Below are 12,647 nucleotides of genomic sequence, written 5' to 3'. Positions count from 1 at the left end.
GGATATATATATGATAAAATTTATAGCAACAGATATGGATGGAACTTTATTAAATAGTAACAAGGAAGTAAGCCCAGAATTTTATGAAGTTTTTGAGGAACTAAAGAAGAGGGATATACTTTTTGCAGCAGCAAGTGGAAGACAATATTATACTCTAGCAAAAGAATTTGACAAGATAAAAGAGGACATGCTATTTATAGCTGAAAATGGAACTTTTGTTGTTTATAAAGGAAAAGAGCTTGTAGTTAACGGATTAGATAGAGAAGTAGCTAATGAACTTATAAGAATAGGAAGAACCATAGAAAATTCAAATGTTGTTTTATGTGGTAAAAATTCAGCTTATGTTGAATGTGATGATGAGAGATTCTTAGAAGAAGTTAGAAAATACTATGAAAGATGTGAAATAGTAGAGGACTTAGAAAAAGTTGATGATACAGTTTTAAAAGTTACTATGTGTGATTTTAATGGATCAGAGAAAAATAGTTATAAATATTTTAAAAAATATGAGAAAGAGCTTCAGGTAGCAATAGCAGGAGATATATGGCTTGATGTAACTGCTGGTGGAGTTAATAAGGGAGTTGCCATAAAAGAAATTCAAGAACTTTTAAATATAGGATTTGATGAGACTATGGTATTTGGAGATTACTTAAACGACTTAGAAATGATGAAAAGTGCATATCATAGCTATGCCATGGAAAATGCTCATGAAGACTTAAAGAAGGTTTCAAGATTCATAACTGAGAAGAATAATGATGAAGATGGAGTTATGTACCAAATTAAAGAGGTCGTTGGACTTTAGTTAGTAATATCAACTAAAAAGTTTATTACTTTGAAATTAAATTTTATTGAGTTATTAGATATTTTTATTTATAAATATTAGCTAATAATATTTTATATTATAAATCTTGAGTAGTTAAGTGCATAAAGAATTATCAAAAGAGGTTATTACTATATTTTATGAGATATTCATAATAATTCAAGTGAAATTCTATATATAACTGGAACTTTAGTTATAAATATACAGAAAAAACAATATTTTTAGTGGAAATTAAATTATTTTAAAAAAGTGCTATTTAATTAGAAAAATAGTACTTTTTTTTATTTAAGGCACTTTTATTGTCTTATAAATGAGTTTTGAGAAGAGGAACAAAACATTAAAAATGATATAATATAATTTGCTTGATTTTTATTTGGAATGGGTTAACCAAATAACAAAAACTTGGGAAAAACTTGTAGAGAGCGGAGATATGCTAAATGCATATTTCTTTTTTACTTAGGAGGAAATGAAGATGAATAAGAAAAACATAAGATTTATTGCATCTGATATGGATGGAACATTATTAAATAGCAATAAGGAGTTAAGCAAAGACTTTTATGATGTTTTTAATGAGCTTAAAAAAAGGGACATACTTTTTGCAGCAGCTAGTGGAAGACAATACTATAATTTGATTAACAAGTTTTCAGATATAAAAGAAGAAATGTTATTTATATCCGAAAATGGAACTTTTGTTGTTTATAAAGGAAAAGAAATTGTGGTAAATGAACTAGATAGAGAAATGGCAAATGAGCTTATTAGAGTTGGAAAAACTGTAGAAAATGCTCATGTTGTTTTATGTGGGAAAAAATCAGCTTATGTTGATTGTGATGATGAGAAATTTTTAGTAGAAGTAAGAAAGTATTACGATAGATTTGAAATAGTAGAAGATTTAGAAAAAGTTGATGATACAATCTTAAAAGTTACTATGTGTGATTTTGAGGGAGCAGAAAATAACAGTTTAAATCATTTTGATAAATATAAGGACAAGCTTCAAGTAACTGTAGCTGCCTATTTATGGTTAGATATAATGGCAAAAGGAGTTAATAAAGGAGCTGCAATAAGAAAAATACAAAATCTATTAGATATTAAGTTTGAAGAGACTATGGTTTTTGGAGATTACTTAAATGATTTAGAGATGATGGATAGTGCGTATCATAGTTATGCAATGGATAATGCTCATGAAAAATTAAAAAAGGTTTCAAGATTTGTAGCTAAGAGCAATGATGAAGATGGAGTTATGCATCAAATTAAAGAAGTTGTAGGATTATAGAATTGAATAGTAATTTTTAATAATATGGAGAGAATCATAATAGTTTGTTGTGATTCTCTTTTTATATTTAATTTAAATCAATATTCACCTAAAATAGGACTAATTTAAAAGGAGAAATTATTTTTTATCTATAAACACAAGGACTTTTAATAAGAATATAATTAAAATAAGATATATAATATAAAATTCAGCTTTTAGTTTAGATTATGATTAAAAGAAGGAGAAGAATTTATGGAGTATATACCAGCTAAAAAAATTATATCGGGCTATGTGGAGAATAATTCATGGTTTGGGCTTAATTACAACATGAACATATATAAAGGATGTTGTCATGGATGTATATATTGTGATTCAAGGAGTAATTGTTATAATATAATAGATTTTGATAGAGTAAGAGCTAAGGAAAAATCTACAGAAATAATAGAAAAAGATTTAAAGAGTAAAAAGAAAAAAGGAGTAATAGGAATAGGAGCAATGAGTGATCCTTATAATCCTTTTGAAAAAAAATATTTGCTTACTAGAGAAGCACTTAAATTAGTAGATAAATATAATTTTGGCATAAGCATTGCCACAAAGAGCAGCTTAATTACAAGAGATATAGACATTTTAAAAAAGATACAAGAACATTCAGAGGTATTAATAAAAATTACTATTACAACATATGATGATAACTTATGTAAAAAGATAGAGCCTAATGTAAGTCTTAGTAGTGAGAGATTTAAGGCTATAAAAGAATTAAGTGATAATGGAATATATGTTGGAGTACTTCTTATGCCAATCCTTCCTTTCATAAATGATAGTGAAGAAAATATTATTAATATTATTAGAAAAGCTTATGAATGTGGAGCAAAATTTGTATTTTCTTATGGGCTTGGAGTTACTTTAAGACAAAATCAAAGAGAGTATTATTATAATAAATTAAGAGAAATCTATGGAAATGATGAGATGGTTAAAAAATATGTTGCTACTTATGGAGAAAAATATGAGTGCCCATCTATGAAATCTTCAAAGCTTTGGAAAGTATTTAAAGAAGAGTGTGAAAAATATGAACTTCTATATAAGATGGATGACATAATTAAAGATTATAAAAGTAGATATGAAAAAGTTCAAATGAGCTTATTTTAATTGAAGTGATTTTATAAATATAAATTATGTAGGTATAGATGATGTCTTTAATGATTAGGATAAATTCATTATCCAGAAAGAAAATATAGAAAATTAAGTGTTAATTTAATGGGTGAGAGGTAATTTATGAAAAGTTTTAAAATTGGATTAGTGCAAGAAAAAGCTTTTGCAAATAGTATAGATATGAATTTAAAGTTAGGATTAGAATATGTGAGAAAGGGAAAAGAACTGGGGGTAGATATAGTGCTTTTCCCAGAGATGTGGTCAAATGGATATAACCCACCATATGAAGATGCCTTTGACAATCCTTTTGATGAAAGCTATGAAGAGGAAAGAAAAAAATGGCTTGAAGAAGCTATTGATGAAGAGAGTAATTATGTCAAATCATTTAGAGAAGTTGCTAAAAAGTTGAAAATTGGAGTTGTTATTACCTATCTTTCAAAAGGAAAAAAGGCTCCGCAAAATACCGCTTTAGTAATTGATAAAACTGGAGAAATTTTAATGAAATATTCAAAGGTTCATACCTGTGATTTTTCATTAGAAGCTTTGCTTCAAGGGGGAGAAGAATTTAAGGTTTGTGATTTTAATGGTGTTAAATTAGGTATTATGATTTGTTATGACAGGGAATTCCCAGAGAGCGCTAGAGTACTAATGCTTAAAGGAACAGAAATTATCCTTGTGCCTAATGCTTGTGATATGAATCCAGCTAGAATAAATCAATTATCAACCAGAGCCTTTGAAAATATGGTGGGAGTTGCTATGGCTAATTATCCAGGAGAAAAATGGGGGAATTCTTGTGCATATAGTCCTATAGTTTTTGATGAGAGTGGAAATTATATTGATAATAACATAGTTAAAGCTAATTCTTTAGAAGAAGGTATAATTGTGGCTGAATTTGATTTAGACAAGATACGTGATTATAGGAGAAATGAAACTTGGGGAAATGCTTATAGAAAAGTTAAAGCTTATGACAAATTGATAGATACTAAAGTAGAAGAACCTTTTATAAGAATAAATAATAAAAAATAGATAAAAAGGATTATGGTTTATAACAAAACCATAATCCTTTTTTAGTTATGAAATTATAATAGTTAATATTTTAAGAAGTGGTTTAATAACAAGAGAGAATAATATTATATAGGTTTTTAAATATATGGTATAATAAGGTAATTTAAAGAGAGATATAAGCTAGGGATATAGGTTTAATAGATAATAATTCAGAGTTTAATTAATGCTTAGAAAATGGAAGCCATATTATAGCTAAAAGTTGATTAATACAGGGATGCAACCTATGGTTGACAAAAAGAAATTGCTAGTTGGTAGATTAATATATATGAATTTTGTATAGTTTTTCTATGGAGGTGAAGAGTATGAAGCTAGCTGAAAAATTACAATTAATAAGAAAGAAGAATGGATTATCTCAAGAAGAATTAGCAGAGAAATTAGGAATATCAAGACAAGCGATTTCAAAGTGGGAATCTGGACAATCAACACCAGATTTAAATAAGCTAATAATACTTTCTGAACTATATAATGTAACCATAGATAGTTTGGTTAAAGAGAGCGATGATTTTGATACTCTTAAAAGGAAAGAAATAAATAATGGAGAAAAACAAGAAGCAGAAAAAGTAGGTAATAAAGAAACACAGGTAATTATTAACTTTAACAGAGGTTCATTGGAGTATGAATATAAGAGTAAAAGGAGATTATTTGGATTACCACTTGTGCATATTAACTTAGGAAGAGGTTTGAAGAAGGCAAAGGGGATAGTTGCTATAGGAAGTATATCATATGGGATCATATCTTTAGGATTTATCTCTTTTGGAGTTTTGAGTTTGGGATTTATATCTATGGGGTTAATCAGTTTGGCAGTTTTAGCAATAGGAATATTATTATCAGTAGGAGCCATTTCTATAGGTACATTTTCAATTGGAGCAATATCCATAGGGGTATTTTCAATAGGTTCACTATCTATAGGAAAATATGCAGTAGGTGCAAGTGCAATAGCATCAGATGTAGCAATAGGAGATTATGCAAAGGCTAATATAGCCATAGGAAATATAGCTGAAGGAGCAAATACACTTCCATTAGATGCATCTGTAGAAGAGGTGAGAAATTTAATTAAACAGGAATATTCTAATTTAAGTGAGGGGTTTATAGAGAAAATTAACTTTTTTATTAGCTGTATTAGAATAGGAGGATAGATAGAATTTTTACTAAAGTCTTTTTAGATTCTAAAGGCTTTCAACCAATAAGATTAAATAGAAAAGTTGAAGTTATATATGATAGTTTATCAAAAAGAGCTGTAGGTTTTAAGTACAAAATTTGATTCTAATATAGATTATGAAAAATAAGGAGAGATTTTATGGAAATATTATTAGGTGTAATATTTGTATTTATTGCTTCATGTGCAATTGCAAGTTTATTAAAGATAGTGGTCTTAGGAGGAAATAATTCAGGGGAACCTTCTAATAATAGAAGAGATAGTTATTTTATAAATAGTTCAAGTGATTATAATTGGAATGATTGTGATTGCAATAATGGTTGGGATAACTGCGATTGTAATGATTCTTGGGGTGATTGTGGATGCGATAGTGGAGGGGATTGTGGTTGCGACTAATAAAGGTACTAATTGAAATAAGAAAGACTATGACTTTAAATAAAAGTCATAGTCTTTTTAGTTTATTGATCCATTTTATCTATTAATTTCATAAAGTCAGTTGGAGTTACTTTAGGACAAAATTAAATAGAGCATTATTTTACTCTATGGCTATATTAAATTATCTTTATGAGAAGCTTAACATATTCATATTTAATTCTTAAAACTTTAAATTCAAGTTAAAATTGATAGTTAAATTTAAGAAAATTATTTTCGAAAATATAATTTAGTGAAAAAAATTTTCTTGTGTATAGAATTTAATAAGAAAAATATTGCTTTAAAGGCTAAAATCTTTAATTTTCAGAGTAAATTGATAGGTACTTCTTATACTAAAATTAAATTTAAACAGAGGGATATAAAGATTAACAGCAAATTTGTGAAAAATTAATAGAAAAACTTACCATAAAAATATCTTTATTGTATTGAAATTTCTTTAGAAAAGGATTACAATATGGAATATAAGAAAAATATTTTCAAAAAAATCTTATTTTGAAAACATTTTTCAAAAATAACAAAGTTTTTTAGGAGAATTGATTTTATAAGAAAAACTTAAATTATGTTTTAGTGTCCTAAGAAGGGATTAATTAAATATCTATTTAGTATTTAATAATTTTTATTAAACATTCTAGTAATCAAATTTTAGTCGTTGCATTTCAAAAATTATATTCTTAAAAGATTTAAAGAGAATTAAGAGAAAAAATCTTTTTATTAAAATAAGTAACTATCATAAAAATAACACTTAATATATTCTAAAAGATAAATCCACAAATTATAGAAACAATAAGAAAAAATTTTACTTCGTGTGTTTTAGCATTAAAAATTAATGCTATTTCAAAATAATAAAAAATTATTTATGGGAGGATGTAAAATGAATTACAAAGGGATAACTTTAAGTTTAGCGGCTGCTATGGTTATAAGTAGTGGTAATTATGTATTAGTTAAAGGAAGTACTTTAAACTCAGAAGGAAATAATAGTGGGTATGAGGTTAATGTAAACAATGAGGAAACTTTAAATTCTCTAGGAGAATATAAGAACATCAATCTAGAGAAATCTAATGCTTTAAATATTACTGGAGATTTAGAAAAATATAAAAGCTTAGATCAAGGTACTATTTTAGTAAAATTCAATTTAAAAGATTCTAAAATACAAAGCTTATTAGGAATAAGTAATAGCAAAACAAAAAATGGATATTTTAATTTTTACGTTACTAATTCAAGAGTTGGTTTTGAGGTTAGAAATCAAAGAAATGAAGGAGATACACAAAGTGGTACTGAAAATTTAGTACATATTTATAAAGATGAACCCTTAAATGAAGGGGATAATACTGTTGCTTTAAAGGTTGAAAAGAACAAAGGGTATAAACTTTTTATTAATGGAAAGTTAGTAAGAGATATTGAAGATAGTAATACTAAGTTTTTAAATAATATAGAAAATTTAGATAGTGCTTTTATTGGAAAGACTGATAGATATGGACAATCTAATGAATATAATTTTAAAGGGAATATAGATTTTATGAATATATATAAGGAACCTGTAAGTGATGATTATTTAATAAATAAAACTGGAGAGACTAAGCATAAAGATGAAGTGCTTGTAGATGGAGCTATTAAAACTGATCCTATAGATTTATTTTATAAGGGATTCTTAAATTCTAACAATTATAGAATACCAGCTCTATTCAAAACAAAGGATGGTACTTTAATAGCTTCTATAGATGCTAGAAGACAAGGTGGAGCAGATGCACCTCGTAATGATATTGATACTGCTGTTAGAAGAAGTGAAGATGGAGGGAAAACTTGGGATAAAGGAAAAATAATAATGGATTATCCAGATAGATCATCCGTTATAGATACAACTTTAATTCAAGATGATGAAACGGGAAGAATATTCTTATTAGTAACACATTTCCCTTCAGGATATGGTTTTTGGAATGCTAAATTAGGAAGTGGATTTAAGAATATTGATGGAAAAGAATACTTGTGTCTTTATGATTCATCAGGTAAAGAATTTACTGTAAGAGAAAATGCAGTCTATGATAAAGATGGTAATAAGACAGGGTATACAACAAATAATCTAGGAGATTTATTTAAAGATGGAACCAAAATAGATAATATAAATTCCAGTACATCACCTTTAAAATCAACAGGTACAAGCTATATAAATCTTGTATATAGTGATGACGACGGAAAGACTTGGAGTGAACCAGAGAATATTAATTTCCAAGTCAAAAAGGATTGGATGAAGTTCTTAGGAATAGCTCCAGGTAGAGGAATACAAATAAAGAATGGAGAGCATAAAGGAAGACTAGTAGTGCCTGTTTATTATACAAATGAAAAGGGTAAACAATCTAGTGCTGTTATATATAGTGATGATAGTGGTAAAAACTGGACAATGGGAGAATCTCCAAATGATAATAGAAAATTAGAAAATGAAAAAATAATAAATTCTAAAACTTTATCAGATGAATCACACCAATTGACTGAATGTCAAGCTATTGAAATGCCAAATGGACAATTAAAATTATTTATGAGAAATTTAACTGGATATTTAAATATTGCAACAAGTTTTGATGGTGGAGCTACTTGGGATGAGACAGTAGAGAAGGATACAAGTGTTTTAGAGCCATATTGTCAACTAAGTGTTATAAGTTACAGTAAAAAAGTGGATGGAAAAGATGCTGTTATTTTCTCAAATCCAAACTCAAGTACAAGAGATAGAGTAAATGGTACTGTAAGGGTAGGATTAATCAATCAAGTAGGAACATATGAAAATGGTGAACCTAAATATGAATTTGATTGGAAATACAATAAGTTAATTAAACCAGGTTACTATGCTTATTCTTGTTTAACAGAATTAAGCAATGGAAACATCGGAGTTTTATATGAAGGAACACCAAGTGAAGAAATGTCTTACACAGAAATGAATTTGAAATATTTAGAGAGTGGCTCTAATAATTAAGAATTAATTTATTTAAAGTTTAATTTTTTTATTTTGAAAGGGGTAAAGGATTATGAAAAAGATATGGAAGTATGGAGTATTACTTACGCTACCGCTTGTTTTAGCAGGGTGTGGAAATAAACCTAGTGAGGCTAATAATAAAAATAAAGAGATTACTTCAATTAAGTGGACTGTTGATGGTGAGTTAGAGGCTCAAAAAGGACAAAGTAAAAATATAGGAACAGCAGGATTACTTTATGGTAAAACAAAAGATTATATAGTTGTTGGAGGAGGAGCTAACTTCCCAGATGAGCCAGTAGTTAAAGGAGGAGCTAAAAAGCTTTATCCAGATATATATGTTTTAAAAAATGAAAATGGAAACTTAAAACAAGTAAATCATACAGTATTAGATTATGAAATTGGTTATGGAAGTTCAATAACTGCTGAAGAAGGGATTTATTATGTAGGTGGAAGTCCTAATGAGGATGAAGGTAATAATGTTTCTCTTATTACAACTGATGAAAAGGGAGAGATTAATTTAAAACACGTAGGAGATTTACCTTTTACATTTAGTGATGGTTTTGCTGTTAAAAAAGACAAGGATATTTATTTAGGTCTTGGAAAGCAAAATGGAAAAGCTAGTAATAAGGTATATAAATTTAATATTGAAACAGGGAAAACTGAAGAATTAAAAGAAATTCCTGGAGAAGCTACTAGAAATCAATCAGTTGCTCAATTACTAGGTGATGATATATATGTATTTAGTGGTGGAGATAAAACAGCTTATACAGATGGTTATAAGTATAGCATTAAGGATAATTCATGGAGCCAAGTAGCTAATGTTAAGATTGGAAATGAAGAAATTTCACTTTTAGGTGCTAATTCAGTAAAATTAAATGATGATGAAATGCTTGTTATAGGTGGATTTAATAAGGCTGTTTATGATGATGCCGTTAAGAATTTAAATACTTTAAAAGATGAGAGTTTAGCTGAATTTAAGAAAGAGTATTTTGGAAGAGATCCTCAGGATTTCTCTTGGAATACAAAAATATTAGTTTATAACTCAAAGAATAATGAGTGGAAATCAATTGGAGATGTACCATTTAATGCCCCATGTGGAGAAGCATTAATACTAGATGGTGATAATATATTCTCAATAAATGGAGAAATTAAGCCTGGAATTAGAACAAATAAGATTTATTCAGGTGAATTAATTTATAAAAAATAAGTAGAAAGACTATGACTTTAAATAAAAGTCATAGTCTTTTTAGTTTATTGATCAACTTTATTTAAGTTTTTATTTATTAACTTCATAAAATCAGTTGGAGTTACCACCTTAACTTTAGGATTCTTAGTTAATTTATTTACTACATCATAGACATTGTCCATAGTATTACTCCATACATGAACATATACAAATGTGTAGGAGTTAGGATCATTTATCTTAGTATGACCTGCAAGAACTCTATTATTTATGTTAGAGATAAGTTCATCTTCATTCTCTAATCCTTCCCAAAGTAAATCACGACAAGAAACTACAGGTTTATCATTTGACCATATTATTTTCCCTCCATAACTATTATTTTTATAATAATTAAGATAAAAAAGTCCATTTATGTTTGATTTAGTAGTGTATTTATTCCATAGATCTTTTTTATAAAAGGCATCATCATCAAGTATTAATACATAATTCTGATCAACTTTTTTCATATAATTATTTAATCGGGTTGTGTAGTTATCTAATTTATTAGATGGAAACTTACTTGGATATATATATCCATTCCCAGATGGAGAAACAACAAAGTTGTCATTACAAATTGAATTTTTAGCACTTTTATAGTATTCTTCAAAAACAGTAGGAGCTAAGTAGTAAAGTGATTGGCTTATTGACCATCCTAAATTAAATTTACCTCTATAAGGAGAACCAAACCAATTTTTATTATTATAATTGCTTCCAAGTAGCCACTGTTGATTATCTCCATCGGACATAATAAAGGTTACATAATGAAATCCATCTTCTTGCTTTATTTCTTTTACATTTTTTTGAGTTAGATCCTTTATAGGAAAAGAGCTTAAAACAGAAAGATTATAAGACCAATCAGCAGCAATCATATCAATTCCATACTTTGAAGAAAGTGAAACATTTCCGTGTTCATCAGGTCCCCAACCTAATATACATCCATTATCCTCCATAGAACTAAAAATTTTATCTCTTAAATCTGTACTATTAATGTCTTCATAGAATATAAGAGATTTAGACATTATTGCATAATCTCTTAGGGCAGTGGTTTTATCTGGAGATAACTGTATAACTGTTGAATGGTTTAACCCAGAATTCCATAAGTTATTAAAAGCCCAGTATTTATCTGTATTCCTACAATCATCAATTAAATTAGTAATTCCATGTTCATTTAACCTAGATTCTATAGATTCATCAATAGCTAAAGCATTTTTTAATGAAGCAAGAGTACATGCATTGTTAATTGAAGGTGATCTGTAATTACTATATAGTACATATCCTTTAATATATTGTTTAAAAATGTTCAATAATTCCCATGGGTCTTCAATTTTAATATTTTTAATTTTATATTCTTTTTTAAAATTTTCTAGCCAGATTTTATAGTCACTTTCACTTGAAGGAAGGATATAAATTTGAGTATCTGTCTTATTGGAAATAAGTCCTTGGAGGGTTGCAATCATGGTTTTTTCTGCATTACTCATTTGGCTTTCCATTATTACATAAAGTGACTTGGGAATTATAGAATTTTTTATATAGGGAACATTATCTTTATTTAATAGAGTTAATGAGGATTTAGAATTTAGAAGAAGATTAGAATTTAGGAGAGTAAATGCTTTGGTAATAGTAGGGGAAATGGTAACTATGCAATTTATAACAACTAATAAAATTAAGAAAAATCTTTTAAATATTTTCATTATAAATCCTCCTGTGGCTTTTATTAATAAATAGCTTTTGTTAAATCAATAAATTTATTCTTTATAAAAACCACAAGAGTAAAATTAATAAATACAATGTTTTAAATTTTTATAACATGTTTTTAAAGACGTTAAAACTATTTTATAATTGTATTTTATAAAGTAAAGTATAGGCATAGAAATCTTTATAGAGTTTGTGTTAGAAGTTCAATAGCGATAATACATTCACCAGAGAAAAAGTTGCTTTCTACTTTAAATTTAGGATTAGTCCTAGTCTTTATAGAAAGATTAGATAAGCTACTTATTTTATTGTTCTCAGAGCCTGTAAAGCTTATAATTTCTAAATTGTTTTCTTTAGCTTTAGTTGCTAATTCAACAAGTCTAGGTGTATCACCAGATTGGGAAATTATTATTAATAAGAGTTTATTAGCATTATCTTTATTTAAAAATTGTATGTGAAGTTTTGAAGTTATATTAAATCCTTTTAAAAATAAGGATTCCGATATATAATCGGCAACAATTTGAGAAAAGCCCATACCTGTTACGACTATTTGCTTATCTTTATACTTATTAAGAAGTTTTAAAAAGTTTTCTTTATATGGATTTAGGGAATTTTCAATAGCTTCATAAGGACTATTAGATTTTCTTCCTAAACTTTTATTTAAATTGTCGTAATGGAGAGCATAAATCATATCAGCATAACCATCAAAACCTAGTTTTTTTATAAGCTTATAAATAGTTGCAGTAGAAGTAAAGTTTTCTTTAGCTAGTTTTCTAATACTTATATTTTTTATGTCATTTATATTTTTTTCTAAGTAATTTAGAATATTTATTTCAAGTTCATTTAGATTGTATTTATCAGTAGAATAAAAAAATGTCATAAAATCACCTCTATGAAGTACTG

10 protein-coding genes are annotated in these 12,647 nt (G+C 27.3%); 8 read left to right on the top strand and 2 right to left on the bottom strand.

Translation table 11 applies throughout. The annotated features are described in order from the left end of the window. Positions 1–10 precede the first annotated feature (10 nt). From OIF33_RS10380 to OIF33_RS10345, 8 genes are all read left to right on the top strand, one after another. Entirely contained in the window at positions 11–799 is a 789-nt protein-coding gene (locus OIF33_RS10380; RefSeq protein ID WP_322504176.1) for an HAD family hydrolase, read from the top strand. Between the two features lie 490 nt (positions 800–1,289). After that, positions 1,290–2,087, top strand: a complete 798-nt coding sequence (locus tag OIF33_RS10375; RefSeq protein ID WP_322504175.1) for an HAD family hydrolase — start codon at positions 1,290–1,292, stop codon at positions 2,085–2,087. A gap of 231 nt (positions 2,088–2,318) precedes the next feature. Continuing rightward, positions 2,319–3,212, top strand: a complete 894-nt coding sequence (locus OIF33_RS10370) for an SPL family radical SAM protein (RefSeq protein WP_322504174.1) — start codon at positions 2,319–2,321, stop codon at positions 3,210–3,212. Positions 3,213–3,338: 126 nt separating this feature from the next. Beyond that, complete coding sequence (locus OIF33_RS10365; protein WP_322504173.1) at positions 3,339–4,241, top strand: carbon-nitrogen hydrolase family protein; 903 nt, start codon at positions 3,339–3,341, stop codon at positions 4,239–4,241. A 341-nt stretch (positions 4,242–4,582) separates the two neighbouring features. Beyond that, positions 4,583–5,416 carry a helix-turn-helix transcriptional regulator gene (locus OIF33_RS10360; protein ID WP_322504172.1) on the top strand — a complete coding sequence of 278 codons (834 nt, stop codon included), beginning with the start codon at positions 4,583–4,585 and terminating at the stop codon, positions 5,414–5,416. Between the two features lie 161 nt (positions 5,417–5,577). Then, the gene (locus tag OIF33_RS10355) at positions 5,578–5,832 is read left to right on the top strand and encodes a hypothetical protein (RefSeq protein WP_322504171.1); all 255 of its coding nucleotides are present in this window, start codon (positions 5,578–5,580) and stop codon (positions 5,830–5,832) included. Positions 5,833–6,739: 907 nt separating this feature from the next. Then, positions 6,740–8,830 carry a sialidase family protein gene (locus OIF33_RS10350; RefSeq protein WP_322504170.1) on the top strand — a complete coding sequence of 697 codons (2,091 nt, stop codon included), beginning with the start codon at positions 6,740–6,742 and terminating at the stop codon, positions 8,828–8,830. A 52-nt stretch (positions 8,831–8,882) separates the two neighbouring features. Continuing rightward, on the top strand, positions 8,883–10,037 hold the full coding sequence (locus OIF33_RS10345; protein ID WP_322504169.1) for a cyclically-permuted mutarotase family protein: 1,155 nt from the start codon (positions 8,883–8,885) through the stop codon (positions 10,035–10,037). Between the two features lie 44 nt (positions 10,038–10,081). Here the strand turns inward: OIF33_RS10345 and OIF33_RS10340 are convergent, their stop codons facing one another. Together OIF33_RS10340 and OIF33_RS10335 are read right to left on the bottom strand one after the other, a co-directional pair. Further along, a complete protein-coding gene (locus OIF33_RS10340; RefSeq protein WP_416173355.1) occupies positions 10,082–11,746 on the bottom strand; it encodes a GxGYxYP domain-containing protein in 1,665 nt (554 codons plus the stop codon). Positions 11,747–11,928: 182 nt separating this feature from the next. Beyond that, complete coding sequence (locus OIF33_RS10335) at positions 11,929–12,624, bottom strand: MurR/RpiR family transcriptional regulator (protein WP_322504167.1); 696 nt, start codon at positions 12,622–12,624, stop codon at positions 11,929–11,931. Between the last annotated feature and the right edge of the window lie 23 nt (positions 12,625–12,647).

This window comes from Clostridium sp. LIBA-8841 (assembly GCF_034439435.1).
In the GTDB taxonomy this organism is placed as follows: Bacteria; Bacillota; Clostridia; order Clostridiales; family Clostridiaceae; genus Sarcina.
This window is presented reverse-complemented; position numbering and strand designations above follow the sequence as displayed.

Excerpts from the sequence above, each read along its gene's own strand:
- OIF33_RS10360 (WP_322504172.1), top strand. The coding sequence starts at position 4,583 with ATGAAGCTAGCTGAAAAATTACAATTAATAAGAAAGAAGAATGGATTA.
- OIF33_RS10335 (WP_322504167.1), bottom strand. The coding sequence starts at position 12,624 with ATGACATTTTTTTATTCTACTGATAAATACAATCTAAATGAACTTGAA.
- OIF33_RS10350 (WP_322504170.1), top strand. The coding sequence starts at position 6,740 with ATGAATTACAAAGGGATAACTTTAAGTTTAGCGGCTGCTATGGTTATA.
- OIF33_RS10355 (WP_322504171.1), top strand. The coding sequence starts at position 5,578 with ATGGAAATATTATTAGGTGTAATATTTGTATTTATTGCTTCATGTGCA.
- OIF33_RS10370 (WP_322504174.1), top strand. The coding sequence starts at position 2,319 with ATGGAGTATATACCAGCTAAAAAAATTATATCGGGCTATGTGGAGAAT.
- OIF33_RS10345 (WP_322504169.1), top strand. The coding sequence starts at position 8,883 with ATGAAAAAGATATGGAAGTATGGAGTATTACTTACGCTACCGCTTGTT.
- OIF33_RS10380 (WP_322504176.1), top strand. The coding sequence starts at position 11 with ATGATAAAATTTATAGCAACAGATATGGATGGAACTTTATTAAATAGT.
- OIF33_RS10375 (WP_322504175.1), top strand. The coding sequence starts at position 1,290 with ATGAATAAGAAAAACATAAGATTTATTGCATCTGATATGGATGGAACA.
- OIF33_RS10365 (WP_322504173.1), top strand. The coding sequence starts at position 3,339 with ATGAAAAGTTTTAAAATTGGATTAGTGCAAGAAAAAGCTTTTGCAAAT.